15 protein-coding genes are annotated in these 20,238 nt (G+C 67.8%); 9 read left to right on the top strand and 6 right to left on the bottom strand.

Annotated elements, in window-relative coordinates; translation table 11 throughout:
- Nucleotides 1-213 precede the first annotated feature (213 nt).
- The gene (locus HMPREF3114_RS13435; protein ID WP_005419151.1) at nt 214-1,557 is read left to right on the top strand and encodes a dicarboxylate/amino acid:cation symporter; all 1,344 of its coding nucleotides are present in this window, start codon (nt 214-216) and stop codon (nt 1,555-1,557) included.
- A 230-nt stretch (nt 1,558-1,787) separates the two neighbouring features.
- Nucleotides 1,788-4,079 (top strand): NADP-dependent malic enzyme, encoded by a 2,292-nt coding sequence (locus HMPREF3114_RS13430; protein ID WP_053501175.1) that lies wholly within the window; start codon nt 1,788-1,790, stop codon nt 4,077-4,079.
- Between the two features lie 385 nt (nt 4,080-4,464).
- Here HMPREF3114_RS13430 and HMPREF3114_RS13425 read toward each other — a convergent pair whose 3' ends face one another.
- On the bottom strand, nt 4,465-5,208 hold the full coding sequence (locus HMPREF3114_RS13425) for a basic secretory protein-like protein (protein ID WP_053499096.1): 744 nt from the start codon (nt 5,206-5,208) through the stop codon (nt 4,465-4,467).
- Complete coding sequence (locus tag HMPREF3114_RS13420) at nt 5,205-8,549, bottom strand: GH92 family glycosyl hydrolase (RefSeq protein WP_053499094.1); 3,345 nt, start codon at nt 8,547-8,549, stop codon at nt 5,205-5,207. Before HMPREF3114_RS13420 ends, HMPREF3114_RS13425 begins: the two co-directional genes overlap by 4 nt.
- Nucleotides 8,550-8,967: 418 nt before the next feature.
- Here HMPREF3114_RS13420 and HMPREF3114_RS13415 point away from each other — a divergent pair, with 418 nt between their 5' ends.
- From HMPREF3114_RS13415 to HMPREF3114_RS13400, 4 genes are all read left to right on the top strand, one after another.
- Nucleotides 8,968-9,165, top strand: a complete 198-nt coding sequence (locus tag HMPREF3114_RS13415; RefSeq protein WP_005410967.1) for a zinc-finger domain-containing protein — start codon at nt 8,968-8,970, stop codon at nt 9,163-9,165.
- 15 nt (nt 9,166-9,180) lie between these two features.
- Nucleotides 9,181-10,296 carry a glycosyltransferase gene (locus HMPREF3114_RS13410; protein WP_053499093.1) on the top strand — a complete coding sequence of 372 codons (1,116 nt, stop codon included), beginning with the start codon at nt 9,181-9,183 and terminating at the stop codon, nt 10,294-10,296.
- Nucleotides 10,277-11,608: an O-antigen ligase family protein gene (locus tag HMPREF3114_RS13405; RefSeq protein ID WP_053499091.1), complete on the top strand. Its 1,332-nt coding sequence runs from the start codon at nt 10,277-10,279 to the stop codon at nt 11,606-11,608. Before HMPREF3114_RS13410 ends, HMPREF3114_RS13405 begins: the two co-directional genes overlap by 20 nt.
- Nucleotides 11,609-11,745: 137 nt before the next feature.
- Nucleotides 11,746-12,195 (top strand): REP-associated tyrosine transposase, encoded by a 450-nt coding sequence (locus tag HMPREF3114_RS13400; RefSeq protein ID WP_032954504.1) that lies wholly within the window; start codon nt 11,746-11,748, stop codon nt 12,193-12,195.
- Nucleotides 12,196-12,303: 108 nt separating this feature from the next.
- On the opposite strand, the gene HMPREF3114_RS13395 is transcribed toward HMPREF3114_RS13400, so the two are convergent.
- Complete coding sequence (locus HMPREF3114_RS13395; RefSeq protein WP_070489909.1) at nt 12,304-13,221, bottom strand: LpxL/LpxP family Kdo(2)-lipid IV(A) lauroyl/palmitoleoyl acyltransferase; 918 nt, start codon at nt 13,219-13,221, stop codon at nt 12,304-12,306.
- Between the two features lie 60 nt (nt 13,222-13,281).
- Here HMPREF3114_RS13395 and waaA point away from each other — a divergent pair, with 60 nt between their 5' ends.
- Both waaA and HMPREF3114_RS13385 read left to right on the top strand, forming a co-directional pair.
- Nucleotides 13,282-14,580 (top strand): lipid IV(A) 3-deoxy-D-manno-octulosonic acid transferase, encoded by a 1,299-nt coding sequence (waaA, locus tag HMPREF3114_RS13390; RefSeq protein ID WP_053499087.1) that lies wholly within the window; start codon nt 13,282-13,284, stop codon nt 14,578-14,580.
- Nucleotides 14,581-14,803: 223 nt separating this feature from the next.
- A complete protein-coding gene (locus tag HMPREF3114_RS13385) occupies nt 14,804-16,051 on the top strand; it encodes an APC family permease (protein WP_053499085.1) in 1,248 nt (415 codons plus the stop codon).
- Between the two features lie 96 nt (nt 16,052-16,147).
- Here HMPREF3114_RS13385 and HMPREF3114_RS13380 read toward each other — a convergent pair whose 3' ends face one another.
- The 3 genes from HMPREF3114_RS13380 to HMPREF3114_RS13370 all read right to left on the bottom strand — a co-directional run bounded on the left by HMPREF3114_RS13380 (nt 16,148) and on the right by HMPREF3114_RS13370 (nt 18,986).
- Entirely contained in the window at nt 16,148-17,506 is a 1,359-nt protein-coding gene (locus HMPREF3114_RS13380) for a TolC family outer membrane protein (protein WP_053499083.1), read from the bottom strand.
- A gap of 16 nt (nt 17,507-17,522) precedes the next feature.
- Nucleotides 17,523-18,170, bottom strand: coding sequence for a protein-L-isoaspartate O-methyltransferase family protein (locus HMPREF3114_RS13375; protein WP_053499081.1), 648 nt, complete (start codon nt 18,168-18,170; stop codon nt 17,523-17,525).
- A 135-nt stretch (nt 18,171-18,305) separates the two neighbouring features.
- Nucleotides 18,306-18,986, bottom strand: coding sequence for a TetR/AcrR family transcriptional regulator (locus tag HMPREF3114_RS13370; protein WP_053499079.1), 681 nt, complete (start codon nt 18,984-18,986; stop codon nt 18,306-18,308).
- A 119-nt stretch (nt 18,987-19,105) separates the two neighbouring features.
- Between HMPREF3114_RS13370 and HMPREF3114_RS13365 the strand changes: the two genes are divergently transcribed.
- A complete protein-coding gene (locus tag HMPREF3114_RS13365; protein WP_053499077.1) occupies nt 19,106-20,236 on the top strand; it encodes an efflux RND transporter periplasmic adaptor subunit in 1,131 nt (376 codons plus the stop codon).
- Nucleotides 20,237-20,238 lie beyond the last annotated feature (2 nt).

The following is a 20,238-nucleotide window of genomic DNA, read 5'->3' as shown; positions in this document are numbered from 1 at the left end:
CGGTGCGGCGCCAGTGTAGGCACCTGTGCCACCTGAACCGGGGGGCTAGTACCAATAGGTTATCTGCGCCGGCGTGCCTGGCGCGTACAAAGGCGTCCATTGGTCGCACCCCCTGTGCGTGCAGTACAGGGCCTGCGGTCAGTTTCCACGGTAACGGCTCCCGTGCAGTCCCGGGGCCGTACGTGCCTGAAAACGCCCCTTCCGGAGTCCGCCATGCACATCCCGACCGCAGCACCGGTGCCTGCAAAGCCGTTGCCGATCTATCGCCAGCTGTACTTCCAGGTGATCGTGGCGATCGTCCTGGGTGCCATCCTCGGCCACTACGAACCGCTGGTCGGCGAGAAGATGAAGCCGCTCGGCGATGCCTTCATCAACCTGGTGAAGATGATCATCGCGCCGGTGATCTTCCTCACCATCGTCACCGGCATCGCCAGCATGACCCACCTGCGCACGGTGGGCCGGGTGTTCGCCAAGGCAATGGCGTACTTCCTGTTCTTCTCCACGCTGGCGCTGATTGTCGGCATGATCGTGGCGCACGTGGTGCAGCCCGGCGCCGGCATGAACATCAATCCGGCCGAGCTGGACCAGACCGCAGTGCACAGCTACGTCGAGAAGTCGCATGACCTGACCCTGGTCGGCTTCCTGATGGACATCATCCCGAAGACGCTGCTCAGCGCTTTTGTCGATGGCAACATCCTGCAGGTGCTGTTCGTGGCCGTGCTGTTCGGCATCGCGCTGGCAATGGTGGGCGACAAGGGCAAGCCGGTGCTGAACTTCCTGGAGGCGCTGGTCGCCCCGGTGTTCAAGCTGGTGCACATCCTGATGAAGGCCGCCCCGATCGGTGCCTTCGGTGCGATCGCCTTCACCATCGGCAAGTACGGCGTCGGCTCGCTGATCAACCTGGCCTGGCTGGTGGGCTCGTTCTACCTCACCGCGTTCCTGTTCGTCGCGGTGATCCTGGGCCTGGTCTGCCGCCTGTGCGGCTTCTCGGTGTTCAAGCTGGCGCGCTACCTGAAGGCCGAACTGCTGCTGGTGCTCGGCACCTCCTCGTCGGAGTCGGCGCTGCCGTCGCTGATGGAGAAGATGGAACGCGCCGGCTGCAGCAAGTCGGTGGTGGGCCTGGTGGTCCCGACCGGCTACTCGTTCAACCTGGACGGCACCAACATCTACATGACCCTGGCGGCACTGTTCATCGCCCAGGCCACCAACACCGAACTGACCCTGGGCCACCAGATCGCCCTGCTGCTGGTCGCCATGCTCAGCTCCAAGGGCGCGGCCGGTGTCACCGGCGCCGGTTTCATCACCCTGGCCGCCACCCTGGCCGTGGTGCCGGAGGTGCCGGTGGCTGGCATGGCGCTGATCCTGGGCGTGGACCGGTTCATGAGCGAATGCCGCTCGCTGACCAATTTCATCGGCAATGCGGTGGCCACCGTGGTGGTCTCGCGCTGGGAAGGCGCGCTGGACCGCAACCGCCTGCAGCTGGCGCTGGATGGCCGCGAGAGCGAACTGCCGCCGCCGGTCGATGCGCTGCCCGAGGCGCTGCCGGCCAAGGGCTGATCCAGGTGTGTGGTACCGCGGGGCCGATCACGTCAGTGGTACGGCCCCGCGGCGTTTCAGGGCGTCCCATGGCTGTCATGGGCGGCGCCGAAGCTGGTATCGCGGTACCGTCGCATACGGCACGGAATTGTGCGGTCGCAGCATGCTTGCGACAGGATAGCGACAGGTCCGGACGCTCCAACGGGGGTATCATCCCCTGTCCCTTCTGCCCATTCATGTAACCCACATCGATGTCCAACGAAGATTTCAAACAGGCCGCCCTCGATTACCACCGGATGTCCCCGCCGGGAAAGATCAAGGTTTCCGCTACCAAGCCCATGCTGACCCAGCGCGACCTGTCGCTGGCGTATTCGCCGGGCGTGGCGTACGCCTGTGAAGCGATCAAGGCCGACCCGCAGCAGGCCAGCGAGCTGACCGCCCGCGGCAACCTGGTGGCGGTGATCTCCAACGGCACCGCGGTGCTGGGCCTGGGCAACATCGGCGCGCTGGCCGGCAAGCCGGTGATGGAGGGCAAGGGCGTGCTGTTCCAGAAGTTCGCCGGCATCGATGTGTTCGACATCGAAGTGGATGAGACCGACCCGGACAAGCTGGTCGACATCATCGCCTCGCTGGAACCGACCTTCGGCGGCATCAACCTGGAGGACATCAAGGCGCCGGAATGCTTCGTGGTCGAGCGCAAGCTGCGCGAGCGCATGAAGATCCCGGTGTTCCATGACGACCAGCACGGCACGGCGATCATCGTCGGCGCGGCCGTGCTCAACGCGATGGCGATCACCGGCAAGAAGATCGAGGAAGTGAAGCTGGCGACCACGGGCATGGGCGCGGCCGGCATTTCCTGCGTGAACATGCTGGTGCAGCTGGGCCTGAAGCCGGAGAACATCCTGGCCTTCGATCGCGAGGGCGTGATCCACACCGGTCGTACCGACCTGGACCCGGAAAAGCAGCGCTATGCGCGTGACACCGACAAGCGCACCCTGGCCGAGATCGTCGACGGCGCGGACATCTTCCTGGGCCTGTCGGCACCGGGCATCCTGACCGCCGACATGGTCAAGACCATGGCGCCGGATCCGGTGATCTTCGCGCTGGCCAACCCGACCCCGGAAATCATGCCGGAGGTGGCGCGCGCTGCGCGTCCGGACGCGATCATCGGCACCGGCCGTTCGGACTACCCGAACCAGGTCAACAACGTGCTGTGCTTCCCGTACCTGTTCCGTGGTGCGCTGGACGTGGGCGCCACCGCGATCAACGAGGAAATGAAGATCGCCTGCGTGCGTGCCATCGCTGCACTGGCACGCCGTGCAGCCACCGACATGGGTTCGGCCTACGGCGGCGAGACCCCGAGTTTCGGCCGTGAATACCTGATCCCGCGCCCGTTCGACCGCCGCCTGCTGGTGGAACTGTCGGCCGCCGTGGCCCAGGCCGCGATGGATTCGGGCGTGGCCTCGCGCCCGATCGAGGACATGGGCGCCTACCGCGACAAGCTGGCCCAGTTCGTCTACCGCACCAGCCTGATGATGAAGCCGGTGTACGACCGCGCGCGCAGCGACAAGCAGCGCGTGGTGTACGCGGAGGGCGAAGAGGAAGTGGTGCTGCAGGCGGTGCAAAACGTGGTCGATGACGGCCTGGCGCATCCGATCCTGATCGGCCGCCCGGAAGTGATCGAGTCGCGCATCGAGCGCCTCGGCCTGCGCCTGAAGATCGGCGAGAACGTTGAAGTCACCAACATCAACGATGACCCGCGCTTCAACGAATACTGGCAGTACTACCACGGCCTGACCGGCCGTCGCGGCGTGACCGTGGCCGCGGCGAAGAACCTGATGCGTTCGCGCCCGACCCTGATCGCAGCGGTGATGGTGGCCCGTGGCGAGGCCGATGCGATGCTGACCGGCATCGTCGGCCGCTTCCACAAGAAGCTGGGCTACGTGCGCAGCGTGCTGCCGCTGGAGCCGAAGGTCACCTCGACCTCGGCGATGACCGGCGTGATCAACCAGCAGGGCGTGTTCTTCTTCGTCGATACCCACGTGCAGGAAGATCCGACCGCCGAGCAGCTGTGCGAGGCGACCCTGCAGGCGGCCTATCGCATGAAGCTGTTCGGCATCGAGCCGAAGGTGGCGCTGCTGTCGCACTCCAACTTTGGCAGCCATGATTCGAAGGATGCGCTGAAGATGCGCCAGGTGCGCGAGCTGCTGCTCAAGCGCAACCCGCGCCTGAACGTGGATGGCGAAATGCAGGGCGACACCGCATGGGATGAAGCGCTGCGCCAGAAGCTGCTGCCGGGCTCGACCCTGCAGGGCCGCGCCAACCTGTTCGTGCTGCCGAACCTGGAAGCGGCCAACATCGCTTACAACCTGGTGCGGGTGTTCACCGACGGCGTGGCGATCGGCCCGATCCTGATGGGCGTGAACAAGCCAGTGCACATCCTGACCACCAGCGCGACCTCGCGCCGGATCCTGAACATGACCGCCATTGCGGCGGTCGATGCGCAGATCCGCAAGCAGATCGAAGCGGAAAAGAAGGTGTAAGCCTTCGTTCCGCTGCGATCTGCAGAAACGCGCCCTTCGGGGCGCGTTTCGTTTCCGCCCAGCGGAAACCGGATCGGGTAGCGCCGGGCCATGCCCGGCGAGCGCGCAGCGCGGCGCTTCTCGCATTCCGCCGGGCATGGCCCGGCGCTACCCGATGAATTGCAGTCCGGCGGTCATTTCCCTGCAACGCCGCTGCGGCCCAATACGCCCACGCGGCCCGGCCGTGGGAAGGGACCGGACCGGCCTTCCCACCCTGGGCCCGACCAACTTCCCATCGGCGAGGGTGTCATGCGCAATCGAGTGACGCGGCGGTACTTCCAGCAGCTGTTCGCGCTGTACGCCGGTTTCGTGCAGTCCCGCTGAGGCGCCGGCGACAGCGTGGGTGTCAGCGCCGCTTGCCGCGGCGTGCAGGGGCCGGCGGCGGAGCGTCGGAACGCGGCTTGGCGTACTGCGCCCACAGCGCCGGCAGTGCCTTGCCGGTGTGCTTCTGCCACAGCGCCGGTGCATAGCGGCCGTCGCGCAGGGCCTTGTCCAGTGCCAGCACCAGGCCCGGATGTTCGGCGTCGGCCCATTTCAGGAACGCAGCGGTGACACGGTAGCCGCTGTCGAAGTTCTGCCCCTTCTCGACCTTGCCCGGCAGTGCCCAGCCCGCGGCGGCATTGTCCATGCCGTAGCGGTCGCGTGCGTAGTCGGCGATGCCTTCCACCAGCCAACCCGGCACCCGTGCGTCGCCATAGCCCGGATAGCCCTGCACGATGTGCATGGCCTCATGGGTGACCAGGTCGATGTCGTTGGGGTGCTGCGCCAGCCAACCCGGGTTGATGGTGATCGTTGCGGCCTGGTCCTTGTCACCGACGAAGGCGATCCCGGTGTAGGCCGGGTCGATCACGATGCGCACCATCGACGGCGCGGCCGGGTGGAAGTCCGCACGTTCGCGAAGGTAGGCGAAGTAGAACGTATCGATCACCCGCTTGCGCTGCGGCGCGGCCAGGGCGCCACGGGCGTCCTGGTAGTTCAGCGTCACGCCATCGCGGGTCAGCTGCGCATCAAAGGCCTGGGTCTGGCCGAAGCTGGAGAAGGAAAGGGCAACAAGGGCCAGAGGCAGCAGACGGTAGCGCATGGGGCTCATTGTACGGCGCTGGGCGCCAACAGTTCGATCTCCGCCAGCGGCAGCCGGCCCGGTGCGGCCAGGCGCAGCCGATACTCGCTGTAACGACCGGGTTTGGCGATGCGGAACGGTCGGGTCTGGCGGGCAGACTCGAAGGCTTCGCCGCTGCGCTGGTCGAGCACGATCCAGCGGCCGTTGCCACTGCGCGCTTCCAGCGTCCATTCGCCGCCCTGGATGCGGCCGTCACCGCTGGTGAGCGTGTACATGGTCGGCGCGCCGTCACCCAGGCCGGTCAGTGCGATGGTTGCGCCGCCGCCCAGGCCGACGGTGGTGGCTGCATCGTCATCGACCAGCGCCGGCAGGGCGCGGCCATCGGCCAGCGTCGCCTTGGCGCCACTGCCGAGCAGGTCGTGCAGCAGCTGCGGGCGCTGGCCCCGCGCGGTCAGCGAGCGCGGCACGTCATCCACGCCGCTGCCCCAGCGCGACGGCTGCGGCCCCATCACGAAGTCCAGCGTCGCGCCCTTGGCGATCAGCTCGTGCGGCACCCAGGTCTTCGTCCACGGCTTGCCATTGATCTTCAGCGACTGCACGTAGACGTTCTCGCGTGAGTTGTTGGCCGCGTTCACGGTCAGCACCGCACCGCCCTGCAGTTCCACCCTCGCATGTTCGAACGCCGGTGAACCGATCACGTACTCCGGGGCGCCCATGCGCAGCGGATACAGGCCCAGCGAGGCCAGCACGTACCACGCGGAGGTCTCGCCGTTGTCCTCGTCGCCCGGATAGCCCTGGCCGATCTCGCTGCCCACATACAGCCGCGACAGGATCTCGCGCACGTGCTGCTGGGTCTTCCACGGCTGCCCGGCGTACAGGTACATCCATGGGATGTGGTGCGCCGGCTGGTTGCTGTGTGCGTACATGCCCATGCGCACATCGCGCGCTTCGGTCATTTCGTGGATGGTGCCGCCATAGGATCCGGCAAACGCGGGGTCGGCGGTTTCCGGCGTGGAGAAGAAGGCATCCAGCTTCGCTGCCAGCTTGTCACGGCCACCATAGAGCGCGGCGAGTCCTTCGCCATCGTGGGCGGCGGTGAAGGCGAAGGTCCAGCCATTGGATTCGGTGTAGTCGTGGCCCCACACGCGCGGGTCGTAGGACTTGGCGTCCACGCGCCACTGGCCATCGGCGTTGCGGCCCTGGAAGAAGCCGGCGGCCGGATCGAACATCGTCGCGTAGCTGGCGGCGCGATGGCGGAAGTAGTCGGCCTCGGTGCTGTAGCGCTCGCGTGCGGCCGGCGTGGTTGCGCGCTTGGCCAGAGCGTCGGCCATGTTGGCGATGCCGAAGTCATTCAGTGCGCCTTCCATCGTCCACGACATGCCTTCGTGCACGTCCGCGCTGGCGTAGCCACGGAAGGTCGAACGGTCCATGCCCTTGCGGCCGACATGGCGGTCGGGGGGGACCACGGTCGCGTTCTTCAGCGCGGCGGCGTAGGCCTCGGCCGGATCGAAGCCGCCGATGCCCTTCAGCCACGCATCGGCGAAGGCAACGTCCGAACTGGTGCCGACCATCAGGTCGGCGTAGCCCGGCGACGACCAGCGTGCGATCCAGCCACCGGCACGGTACTGCTCGATGAAGCCCTGCACCATCTGCCCGGCATCGTCGGGCGTGAACAGCGCATAGGCTGGCCAGGTGGTGCGGAAGGTGTCCCAGAAGCCGTTGTTGACGAACACCTTGCCATCGCGCACGCCGGTGAAGCTGCGGTTCGCGCTGCCTTCGGTGTTGTCGTCGCTGGCGCTGGCCTGGTTGGCGTAGCGCCAGTCAGGCGCGGCCGCGCTGCCGGCATTCTCGTGGCCGGAGTTGGGATACAGGTACAGCCGGTACAGGCTGGAATACAAGGTGGTCTTCTGGTCGTCAGTGGCATCGCCGATGTCGAAGCGGGCCAGGCGCGCGTCCCATGCATCCTGCGCACGGCCGGCCACGCTTTCCAGCGTGTCGGCGGCGGAGATTTCCAGCGCCAGGTTGTGACGCGCCTGTTCCACCGAGATCAGCGAGGTCGCGATGCGCATCGTCACCTGCCGGTCGCTGCCAGCATCGAACTTGATGTAACCGGTCGGGCGGCCGGTGTCGAGGCGGCCGCTGCTGCGCCACGGCTTGTCGAAGCTGGCCACCACGTACATGCGGCTGGCGCCGTTGGACAGGCCACTGCGCGTATCGGTGTAGCCGCTGAGGGTCTGCGTGGCCGTGTCCAGGGTCAGGCCACCACGCGCATCGACATTGTCGAACAGCAGGTTGGCGTCGCCGCCCTCGGGGAACTCGAAGCGGAACAGCGCGGCATGGTCGGTCGGTGCGATGGCAGCAGCGATGCCATTGTCGAAGCGCACGTCGTAGCGGTAGGGGCGCGCGCTTTCATGACGGCGGTCGAACGACAGCGCGCGCTTGCGGCGGTCGGCGTCCGGCACGCCACGGCTGGCCGAGGGCATCACCTGGAAGGTCTGGCGGTCGCCCATCCACGGGCTGGGCTGGTGGCTCAGTGCCAGTGCCTGCAGCTGCGGGCGGTTCTGCGCATCGTTCTGTTCGTTCCAGCGGTACAGCCAGTTCAGTGCGCCGGCGTCGGTCACCGGGGTCCAGAAGTTGAACCCGTGCGGCACCGCCGTGGCCGGGAAATTGTTGCCGCGCGAGAAGGTGCCGTTGGCCTGGGTGCCGCGGGTGGTCAGCACCCAGTCGGAGACGCGCTGCGGCCGCTGCCGCGGTTGGGCATCCAGGCGCACGTCATCAATCCAGCCAGAGACCGGCGCGCCCTCGGCACTGGCTACCTCCAGCTCGATCGCCACCACGCGGCGGCCCTTCAGCGTGGGCACGTCGCCCAGCCGCACTGCCTTGCGGGCCCATTGTTGCGGGTACAGCGTCTTCGATTCGCCCTGCGCGCGTGCGCCGATCGCCACGCCATGCTGGTCGCGTGCCGCACCGGCCGAAACGCGGCTGCCATCGTCCAGCAGCAGGTCCAGCGATACATAGGTCGAGGCGACGGTGTCCTTGCCGACGATTTCCGGCAGCACCAGCCACGACAGCGTGGTATCGGCCTCGATGGGCAGGTCGGCCTTGAACAGTTCGCGCCGCGCGCTGCCGCCTTCGCTGCTGTAGCGCAGCGCATGCAGGCCGCTGTAGCCGGCGTTGCGCTTGGCGGCGTAGGGCGCGGCCGGTCCATTGCCGATCGTGACCTGAAGCGCACCGGTGGCCTGCGCCGGTACAGGTTCGCCCGGTTCGAACGAGGTCTGCAACCCCTGCGCCCGCGCCGGCATCGCAGTGGTCGCACAGGCCAGGGCCAGGGCGAGCGGAAGCAGGGCGCGGCGCGGATCGGACAGGGTCATGCAAGGGTCTCCCGGAAGGGCTGGCGGCGGGCGAACCCGCATCGGCGGACACCACGGACAGCATCGCTCCGCCCGCCAGGCTGGCAGTGGAAGAGGCGATGCCGGTCCGGTGGGGGCGGGCCATGCGATCGGGTTGGATTGGGTGGGTCGGGGTGCGACCTGGCCCGATCCTGCAACAGCCGCCGCGCGCTGGCAAGTGCCATTTAGTTCGATCCAAATGCGGGAAATATCGCTGGAGTCGATTCTGGCGAGCGAACCTGCCGGAACGACCGCGAAATCCCCGGAATCGCCGCCGCCCGGCGTGCGGTGGGGAGATGCGAGGCATCGGCGGCGGCGTGCAAAGGCCCGTTGCGGGGCAATGTCGTTGCGGCCCAGATGCTAGAATCACGGGCCTCGCAACCCGTTCACCGAATCCGCCATGAGCCATACCGCCACCGCGCCCGCCAACGCCGAGAAGCGCTACACCGTGCACCGCAGCGATCTGCCGTTGAGCTGCCCGACCCCGGAAATGGCGCTGTGGAACTCGCATCCGCGCGTGTACCTGCCGATCGAGGACGAGCCCAACGGCGAAGCGCAGTGCCCGTACTGCGGTTCCGTGTTCGTGCTGGCCGACTAAACGGCGGCCCCTTCGATGCGCCGATTGACCGTGGTGCAGTTGCTGCCGGCGCTGCACTCCGGTGGTGTCGAGCGCTCGACCCTGGAAATCGCTGCGGCCCTGGTTGCCGCCGGCCATCGCGCGCTGGTGGTGTCTGCCGGTGGCCGCCTGGTGCAGCCGCTGCTGGACAGTGGTGCCGAGCACCTCACCCTGGATATCGGCCGCAAGTCGCTGCTGACCCTGCGCCATCTGCCGACCCTGCGCCGGCTGTTTGCCGAAGTTGGTGCGGACATCGTGCATGCCCGTTCGCGGCTGCCGGCCTGGTTGGGCCTGTACGCGATCCGCGCCATGCCCGCCGTACAGCGCCCGCATTGGGTGACCACCGTGCACGGGTTGAACTCGCCCAGCCGCTACAGCGCGGTGATGACCAGTGGCGAACGCGTGATCTGCGTGTCCAACACCGTGCGCGCCTACGTGCAACGCCATTACCCGACGGTGCCGGAAGAAAAACTGCGGGTCATACCGAGAGGTGTCGACGTCAACCAGTTCCCGCGCGTGGCGCGCGCCGACCGCCGCCCGCGGCTGGCGCTGGCGGCCGACTACCCGTGGCTGGCCCAGGTCGAAGGCCCGCTGCTGCTGCTGCCGGGGCGCGGCACCCGGCTGAAGGGCCACACCCACGCGCTGCAGCTGCTGGCCGACGTGCGTGCCGCCGGCGTGCCTGCCCAGCTGTGGATGCTGGGCACCGACGAACCCGGGCGCGAGGCCTACGTGGCTGACCTGCGCCGCCAGGCCGCGGCACTGGGCGTGGCCGAGGCCGTACAGATCAGCACGCCTACCGCCCGCATCGCCCAGGCCTACGCCGCCAGCGATCTGGTGCTGCAGCTGTCGGACAAGCCGGAAGCCTTTGGCCGCACCGTGGTCGAGGCGCTGTCGGTCGGCCGCCCGGTGCTGGGCTGGGACCACGGTGGTGTCGGCGAACTGCTGCTGCAGCTGCAACCCAGCGGTGCGGTGCCGCTCGGCGACGCGCGCGCGCTGGGTGAACGTGCGCTGGCCCTGCTGGCGCAGCCGCCGTCCCTGCCGACCCGCATCCCGTTTACCCTGCAGGCCATGCAGCGCGATACCCTCCGCCTCTATGCCGATCTCGCCGGCTGACCCCGCTGCCATCGTGCGCGACGACCGTGCCGGGCGCTGGGCGCCCTGGTGGGTGCTGGCGTACGTGGCGATGTGGCCGCTGCCGGGCATTGCCGAAACCGTGCTGGGCCTTGGCGCGGTCTATGCTGCCGCGCGCATGGTGATGCGCCGGCTGCAGCGCCGCCCGCACCTGTTGAGCACGGCGGCGTGGGCGCTGACCTCGATCCTGTTCCTCGGCTACTGGCTGCCGCAGGCGTTTTCGGCCATCGATGCGATCGACCCTTCGGCCTCGTGGACCAAGGCGGCCGCCGGACTGCGCTACCTGCCCTTCATGTGGCTGGTGGCGATCGCGGTGGCCACGCCGGAACGGCGGCGCTTGACCTTCGGTGGCCTGGCGCTGATCACCGGCGTGTGGACGCTGGACGCGCTGGTGCAGGCGCTGGCTGGCACCAGCCCGTGGTTCTGGTCGCTGGAACACCTGAAGCTGGCCGTGAGTGGCCACGCGTTGTGCCCGGCCGACGAAGCCGCACTGGCCGACCGCCTCAGTGGCGCGCTTGGACCCTGCAATCTGAAATTCGGCCAGGTGCTGGCCAGCCTGTCACCGTTCCTGCTGCTGCCGATGGCGCGGCGTTTCGGCAATGCAGGGTGGCTGCTGGCCGCTGCAACACTGGGGTGCGTGCTGCTGCTGGCAGGTTCGCGCGCCTCGTGGATCACCTTTGTGCTGGTGCTGGCCTACAGCGGCGTGCGCCAGTTCGGCTGGAAGCGGCTGCTGCTGCTGGCCCTGGTGGCAGCGCTGGGTACGGCCGCACTGACAGCGGGCGTGCCGCAGCTGCGCGAGCGTGTCGCGCGCACGGCGCAGGCATGGAACGAAGACGGGCAGGGCGTTGACGAGGCGCTTTCGGGGCGCGCGCGCATCTGGACCGCAGCGGTGTGCATGATCGAGGAGCATCCGGTCAACGGTGTCGGTGCGCGCGGCTTCCGCGATGCGTATCCGGCCTGCGTGTCAGATGAGGGTCCCGCCGTGTGGGGCAACCAACCGGCGTTGCACGCCCACCAGATCGTGCTGGAAATTCTTGCCGAGACCGGCGTTCTGGGCGTGCTGCTGTGGTTGGCGGCGGTGGCGCAGGCCTGGCGGGCCTGGCGCTATGCCCCGGCGGCTGCGCGTGATCGCGCCCGACCGGCGATGCTGGCGCTGGCGGTTACGGTGTTCCCGCTCAATACGCACCTGGCGTTCTATTCCGCGTTCTGGGGTGGCCTGACGGTGCTGCTGGCAGCCCTGTTCGCCGGCAGCCTGCTGGCGCGGGACGCAGATGATTCCCCGCCGGTGAAGTGACCGCGCATCCGCGCATGGTAGGGATCAACCATGAAGTCGATCAGTAGATCCACGCCATGCGTGGATGAGGCTTTCCCGACCTGAACACGGTGACATCTCCACTATCGGTGCCCCGGCAGTTCGCGCACGCTGGAGGCATGGCCAGCCCCAGACTTCGCTACGGTCGGTATTCCCGATCCGGCAACGTGTATTCATTGACCACAGCAACCCTCGGCCGCGAACCGTTGTTCGCCGATGCGGCAAACGTGGCGATCCTTATCGACACCCTGCGCTTCGTAGAGCGCAAGGGCTTCAGCCACAGCCTCGCCTGGGTGGTCATGCCTGACCATCTGCACTGGCTGATGGAGCTGCGCGGAGGAACCCTGGCCGAGTGTATGGCCCTGCTCAAATCACGCAGCAGCCGACTGCTGAACCGGCGATTGGAGCGACGAGGGGCGCTGTGGCAGCACGGTTACCACGATCATGCCGTACGCAGCGATGAATCCCTTCATGAGAAGGCGATGTACATCCTGGCCAATCCGGTCCGTGCGGGCCTGGCCGGCACGTTGGGTGAGTACCCGCACGCATGGTGCCGTTGGCCGTTGTAGGTGCCGGCACCCGGATGTAGAGCATCCACGCATGGCGTGGATCTACTTCAGAATGCTCCGCGTCATCAAATTCACGCCATGCGTGGACGAAACCCTCCCGCCCCACCGTTATTTGTAGAAATCACTCCGGCCGCCGGGCTGACGCTTGAAGCGGCGGTGGATCCACAGGTACTGGTCGGGAGCCTCGCGCACCATCGCTTCGATGGCCTGGTTGACCCGCGTGGTATCGGCTTCCACATCCTCGCTGGGGAAGTTCTCCAGCGGCGCGCCGATCTTCAGGAAGTACTTTCCGCCTTCGCGCCGGTGGAAGTACGGAATCACCGCACAGCCGGTCATGCGTGCCAGCTGATGGGTGGCGGTGATGGTCGAAGCGGTGTGGCCGAAGAACGGCACGAACACGGTGTCCTTGCCCCGCATGTCCTGGTCTGGCGCGTACCAGAGGAAGCCGCCCTTCTTCAGGTGGCGCACGGTCGCGCGGATGTCCTCGTTGGCGAACATCGCCTTGGCATAGCGCAGGCGGCCGAACTTCACCGCCCACTCGTACACCGGGTTCTTGTGCTTGCGGTACATGCCGGAAAGATCGACGTAGTCGCACAGCAGGCGGCCGCACATTTCCAGGGTCATGAAGTGGCCGGAGACCAGCAGGACGCCGCGGCCTTCGGCCTGCATCTGCCGCAGGTGTTCCAGGCCTTCGATCCGTACCTGCGGGCGGATGCTGTCGATGCTGCCCCACCAGGCGCGGATGCACTCGAACACGCCGACGCCCAGCGCATCGAAACTGTCGCGCACCAGGCGCTGCCGCCACGCCTCGTCCTTCTCCGGGAAGCACAGCTGCAGATTGACCTCGGCGGCGCGGCGGCGGCTGCCGAGCAGGCGCCAGGTGATCCAGCCGACGCCCCGGCCCAGCGCGCGCTGCAGCATCCACGGCAGGCGGGCGATGGCGAAGGCGCCGAGCATGGCGGCGAACATCGGCCAGTTGCGCGGATCGCGCAGCGACGGCCGGACGGCGGTGGTGGCATCGGACATTGGCCCATTCTACCAAGGCGGCCGCGTGTCTTTCCCGGGGGGCTCCCGTATCCTTGCCGCATGCGTAAAGACCCTGTCGAATGGATCCTGCGCGGCCTGTACTCGGTCGTGCTCTACATCCTGCTGCCGATCACCGTGTACCACCTGGTCTGGCGCGGCTTCCGGGTCCGTGAGTACTTCCGGCGCTGGGATGAACGCTACGCCTCCTATCCGCAGCCGACCGGCCAGCCGCGGGTGTGGCTGCACGCGGTCTCGGTGGGCGAGGTCAATGCCGCCGCGCCGCTGGTCAACGCCCTGCGCCAGCAGCGCCCGGACATCCGCTGGGTCATCACCACCATCACTCCGACCGGCTCCGAGCGCGTGCGTGCGCTGTGGGGCGACGCGCTGGACCATGTCTACCTGCCGTACGACGTGCCGGGCAGCGTCAACCGCTTCCTCGGCCATTTCCAGCCCAGCCTGGCGCTGATTCTGGAAACCGAGTTGTGGCCGAACATGCTGTTCGGCTGCCGTGACCGTGGCGTTCCGGTCTACATCCTCAATGCCCGGTTGTCGGCGCGTTCGCTGCGCGGCTACCGGCTGCTGGCCGCATTGATCCGCCGCGCCCTGCGCACCGTCACCTGCGTGGCCGCGCAGTCGCAGGACGATGCCGAGCGCTTCGTGCAGCTGGGGGCGGAGCCCGGCCAGGTGCAGGCACTGGGCAACCTGAAGTTCGACATCACCACGCCGGACGTGCAGGGCTTCGTCGAACAGTTCCATGCACGGGTGCCGGGCGCGCGCCCGGTATGGATCGCCGCCAGTACCCATGATGGCGAAGAGCAGGCGGTGATCGACCTGCACCGGCGCCTGCGCCAGCAGCATCCGGATCTGCTGCTGCTGTGGGCACCGCGCCATCCCGAACGTTTCCCGAAGGTGGAAGCGCTGGCGCGCGAACAGGGCTGGAGCGTGGCGACCCGCCGCGTGGACCAGTGGCCGCACGCCGCCACAGACGTGTTCGTCATCGACACCCTCGGCGAGCTGATGCCGTTCTACGCCTGCGCCCAGGTCGCCTTCGTCGGCGGCAGCCTGCAGGCCATCGGTGGCCACAACCTGCTGGAGCCCGCTGCGATGGGAACCGCGGCGGTGACCGGCCCGCACCTGCACAACTTCGCGGAAATCTCCCGGCGCATGCGCGAGGCCGGTGCGCTGCTGATCGGCGAAGATGTGCAGGCAGTGGGCGACCTGCTGCAGCATCTGCTTGAAGATGCGCAGGCCCGCGAAGACATGGCGCGTGCGGGCTGCACGTTGGTCAGCAATGGCCGTGGCGCGCTGCAGCGCACGCTTGCGCTGGTCGCACCGCACCTGCCACCACCGCGCGAGTGATCCCGGCAGCGCGGCGTCGGCGGCGCTGTGCAGCGTTGTCGTGATCAATTTCATCAATTCTGCTTAGCAACGATTTTTCTGTCGTTGCTGGACCGACCCTGCCGATGGCAGCGTGCCTGCCATCACATCGTGGCGCACGCAGCACCGATTCTGATTCCGCAGGACGACGCAGGCTGCCAGCCTGCTGTCGACCGCGCTTGGGCGGATATCAAGGGAACTTGCGATGGACGGCGACAGGGGCAGGGACGGCACCGGTGGGGCGCGCTTGGGGATGGACCACCTGGCTGTGGTGGCACTGACGCTGCTGGTGGGCGGCAGCGTGATCGCGCTGGTGGGCCAGCACACGGCGGCACAGGCTGGCCCGGCCATCGTACTGAGCCTGTTGCTGGCCGCACTGGGGGCTGGCCTGGTGCTGTGCTGCCTGCAGGATCTGGTGCTGCGACTGCCGGCGGCCGATGGCCTGTACGGGCTGTTGGCCGCCAGCTGGGGGCCACGGGTGGCCATCGTTCTGGGCGCGATCCTGTTGCTTGAGCTGACGGCGACCACGGCGGGCGCGGCACAGTCCATGGCCCGCCATGTACATGCCGTGCTGGCTACCGGAGGCCTCCATGCCAACGACTGGCTGCCCGTGCAGGTAGCGGCGGCCATGGGTCTGCTGATGTTGAGCGCGCTCGCGTTGCTGCCGCCGCGGGGTGTGGCTCTGGCGGCCTGTGCGCTGCTGACGGTGAAGATCGGTGTGGGGGTGTTGCTGCTGGCGCTGGCGGCGCGTCACGTGCACTACGGGCATTGGATTCCCTGGCTGCCTCCGGCGACCGCACCGTATCGCTTCGGGCTGGGGGGCGTGCTGGCGGCTGCGGTGCCGCTGCTGGGCATATTTGCCAGCGTGGGCCTGGCACTGGGCTTTCCTGCGCTGCGCCGCCAGGGCGCGATGTGGCAGCCGGCGGTGCTGGCGCTGGTCTCGTTGCTGGCGATGCTGCTGCTGATCGTGCTGGCAGCATTGCAGGCCGGGCTGGTCGAGTTTTCCGCGCTCGCCAGTACCCGGCCACTGGCGGTTGCGCTGCAGGTGCACCCCCAGCTGCAGTGGATGCTGCCATTGTTGCCCCTGGCCGGGGCAGCGGGCCTGGCCGCCCTGCAGTTGGTGCTGCTGATGCTGGCCGTCCGGTTGGCCACATCGTTGTGGCCCCGCGCAGCTGACGCGGCGGGACGATCCCGCACGCGCCTGAGCGCAATGGTGGTTGCGCTGCCGGCGGTGATGCTGGTGCTGGGGCTGCCGCAGGGCACCTTGCCGGCGCTGCCGGGTCCGGCAACGCTGGTGGTGATGGCGGCGCTGTGCTTGGGGGTGCTGCGGCGTCGGGATGAAACCCGGCAAGGCGCAGCCGGCTGCGGGCTGATGATGTCGATGCTGGCCCCCTTGGCAGCCGTGCTGTGCGCGCTCGCGGCGTTGGAACGCCTGCGCGCATGGCCGGGCTGACGGTTCGTGGGGCCACGCCGGGGCGCGCGCGTGTGGATGCAGCATCTGCAAAAAAGCCACCCTCGCGGGTGGCTTTTTCGTTGCAGGGGCGACGACTCAGTGCGTGGTCGTGGCCGGGTTGCCCGCGTCCTGGGTCAGCAGCCGATTGACGTCCTGCAGTTCGGCCACGTCCAGCGCACCCAGCGACTGGCTCAGCAGCAGGCGGTTCTGCAGGAAGGTGTAGCGGGCCTGGGCATAGTCCAGCTGTGCCGAGAACAGGATGCGCTGGTTCTGGATCACGTCCAGCACGGTACGGGTGCCGACTTCCAGGCCGACCTGCGAGGCGTCATAGGCGCTCTGTGCCGAGACCACGGCCAGGCGGCGGGCCTCCACCTCGCTGATACCCTGCACCAGGGTCTGGTAGGCATTGCGGGTATTGCGGTCCAGGGCGCGCTTCTGCTGCTCGTAACCGTCCTGGGCGATGTCGCGTTGGGCCAGCGCCTGGCGCACGCCGGACTGGGTGGCGCCACCGGAGAAGATCGGCACGCTCAGGGTCAGCCCGATGCTGTTGGTGCGCGCGTCCGGCGACAGCGAACCGGCGCCTACGCTGTCGCCCCAGGTGGCGCTCTTGCCCCAGCTGCCACCCAGCGACAGCGTCGGGTAGTGACCACCACGGGCTGCCTGCACACCGGCCTCGGCGGCGCTGACCTTCAGTTCCTGCGCCTTCAGCGCCGGGTTCTGGGTGGTGGCCTGCTGCACCAGCTCATCGATGTTGCCGCGGTTGGCCGGCACTTCCGGGCGGAAGTCGGCTGGCAGGCCTTTCAGGTTGGTTACCGGCTGGCCGGTCAGCTCGGTCAGGGCCTGGTAGTTATCGGCCAGGGTGTTCTGCGCAATGATGGTGTTGGCACGCGCTTGGTCGTACTGGGCGCGTGCTTCGTGCACGTCGGTGATCGGCGCCAGGCCCACTTCCAGGCGCTTGTCGGCGAAGTCGAACTGCTTCTTCGCGGCCGCTTCGTTGGTCTGTGCGGCGTTCAGCGATTCGATCGCCACCAGCACGTTGAAATAGGCCGCCGAGGTGCGCACGATCAGGCTGTCGTTGGCCGAATCGAGGGTGAAGTCCGCCGCCTTGCTCAGTTCGCGCTGCGAGCGCAGGTTGTTGATCTGGGTCCAGTTGAACAGCGTCTGGCTGCCTTCGATCGCATAGTTGCGGCGCTTGCTGGTGAACGAGCCGGAGTTGGCGTCGGCGTCGGGCTCGCTGCGCGTGCGGTTGAGCGTGGCCTGGCCGTTGATCTGCGGCAGCAGGGCAGCGCGCGCCTGCACGGCGCCTTCCTTGTCATACAGCCGGGTCGATTCGGCGGCCGACAGCTGCGGATCACCGTTGCGCGCCATCTCGTAGACCTGCAGCAGGTCGGCGGCATGGGCGGACAACGGCAGCAGGGCAGTGGCCAGCGCAACAGCGAGGGATCGACGGATCATTGCGGCTTCCTTGGACTCAGAGGTGGAACTGGGGTGCCGGGGCGGCACCGCGCAGGTAATCGATATCGGTCTCGAACAGGGACTCGGTGCCGCCGTCGGCCTTGACCAGCAGGGCCTCCATCGCCGGCGAGCGGCCATGGATCACGAACAGCCGCCCTCCCGGACGCAGCCACGATGCGAACTGTGACGGCACCACGTCCACGGCGCCAGTGACACAGATCACGTCGAAACGGCGTTCGGTCTGCCAGGACAGGGCATCGGCCACTTCCACGCGGACGTTGGTGCCCAGGCCGGAGGCATCCAGGCGGGCACGCGCAGCGGCGGCCAGCTCCGGGTCGATTTCCAGGCTCAGCACATCGCGCGCCAGCGCGCCGATGCAGGCCGACAGGAAGCCGCTGCCCGTGCCGATTTCCAGCACTTCGTCACCCGGCTGCAGGTCCAGTGCCTGCAGGGTACGGCCCTCGATGACCGGCTTCATCATCTTCTGGCCGTGGCCGATCGGCAGTTCGACATCGGCGTAGGCCAGTGCCCGGTGCGCGTCGGCGACAAAGGCCTCGCGCGGCAGGCGGGCCAGGACGTCGAGCACCTTGATGTCCAGCACGTCCCAGGGACGGATCTGCTGTTCCACCATCAGTTCGCGGGCGTGGGCGTAATCAATCGTCATGAGGTTCAAATCCAGCGCAGTGGGCCGGCCATTTTACCGGTGCCGGAGGCCGGCGGCGCGCCCAGAGCATCAGCTGCCGGGGGCCGGGGTCGCAGTGCCGGAAGTCATCGCGACCTCCGGTTCGTTCAGTTTTGGTTATTCAGCCGTTCCGGCCCCTCGCGGCGCGTAGGCGCGCAGGAAGAAGTCGATGCTGGCGGTCACGTGGGCAACAGGGTCGCATTCCACGGGCGACAGTGGCATGCCGCACATCATATGCATGTGCACTTCGCCCTTGACCAGGGTCAGGAACTGCTCGCCGGCCAGAGCACAGTCGGGGATATCCAGTTCGCCACGTTCGGCGCGGGCACGCAGGAAATCGGCCAGGGCCTCGCAGGTACGCTCGGGGCCGGCTTTCCAGAACAGCGCGCGCAGGCGTTCGTCGGTCTCCGGCGCCATCATCATGCGCTGGATCGAGATCGCCGCGTCGGAGGTGATCAGCTCGAAGAAGGCCAGGCCGATACCGATCAGCTGGTCGCGCAGCGGGCCGTCCGCGTCGGCTATGAACAGCGCGTCGGGCAGCATTTCAATGCACTTTGACTGCACCGCCTCGGAGAACAGCGTCTCCTTGTCGCCGAAGTGGCTGTACACAGTCAGCTTCGAGACGCCGGCCTGAGCGGCGATGGTGTCCATGCTCACGCCGGTATAGCCCTGTTCGATGAACAGTGCCTTGGCTGCTTCAAGGATCGCCGCGCGCTTGCCGAGGTCCTTGGGGCGCCCGGGTCCGGCGGCCTTGGCAGCGGGCTTGGCCGACGGCTTGCGGGAAATGTGGGAACTCATCGCGACAATACTAGACCAAGCGGTTCGATATTTATACTATACCGGCCGGTTTATTAAATTGGGCCGGCAGTCGCGGCTCCTCCCTTAGTTGCAACCCTGCGTTTTCAGGACGTTGACCGATGAAGATCGTGCGCTGGATGGGCGGTATGGTGTGGATGGCTGCGCTGGCAGCCTGTTCGGGGCAGGAACAGGCGCCACCGGCGGCCGTACCGGTGCTGGTGGTTCACCCCGGCGAGCAGGCCGGGCAGGCGCCGGCGGCGTTCCCGGGCACGGTGCGTGCGCGACAGGAAAGCCCGCTGTCGTTCCGCGTTGGCGGCAACCTGGTCAAGCGCCACGTCGATGCCGGGCAACGGGTGAAGAAGGGCGACGTGCTGGCCGAGCTGGACGTGGCCGACTTCGCGCTGCAGGCCCGTGCCTCGCAGGCGCAGCTGGCGGCAGCCGAAGCCGATCTGGTGCGCGCCCGCGATGACCTCAAGCGTTACCAGGTGCTGGCCGACCAGCAGCTGGTCAGCCGCTCGCAGCTGGACCAGCAGTCCGCCGCGTTCAAGGCCGCGCAGGGCCAGGCCAACGCCGCCCGCGCCAACCTCGATGTGCTCCGCAACCAGGCCAGCTACGCACAGCTGCGTGCGCCGGCCGACGGTGTGATCGCCAGCCGCGAGGCCGAGGCCGGGCAGGTAGTGTCCGCCGGGCAGACCATCTTCAACCTGGCCGCCGACGGTGGCCGCGAAGTGCTGATCGACCTGCCCGAGGCCACCATCCGCGACTATGCTGTGGGCCAACCGGTCGAGGTGGAGTTGTGGAACCGCCCCGGCCAGCGCCTGCCGGGCACGATCCGGGAGATCGCCGCCGCTGCCGATCCGCAGGCACGTACCTATGCCACCCGGGTCAGCCTGCCCGCCGATGCGCTGGCCGACGTCGAACTGGGCCAGAGTGCACGCGTCTACAGCAGCGCCGGTCGCCACGGCACCCTGCAGCTGCCGCTGGGCGCGCTGCAGCGTGGTGCCAACGGTGCCGCCAGCGTATGGGTGGTCGATCCGGGCAACAGCACGCTGAAGGCCGCAACGGTTACCACCGGTGCGTTTGGCAGCGAGACGGTACCGGTACTGTCGGGCGTGAGCGGGGGCGACTGGGTAGTTGCTGCGGGTGGCCACCTGCTGCGGGCCGGCCAGCCGGTGATCGCCGTGGACCGGCAGAACCGTCCCGTTCTGAAGCCGGCTACGCCGGCCGCTGCCGCCAAGGCCAGGGAGTAAGC

Origin of the sequence: Stenotrophomonas sp. HMSC10F07 (assembly GCF_001807895.1) — a bacterium.
Lineage (GTDB): Bacteria > Pseudomonadota > Gammaproteobacteria > Xanthomonadales > Xanthomonadaceae > Stenotrophomonas > Stenotrophomonas sepilia.
Note: the sequence above shows the minus strand (reverse complement) of the source record. Positions and strands in the feature narration are given on the sequence as shown.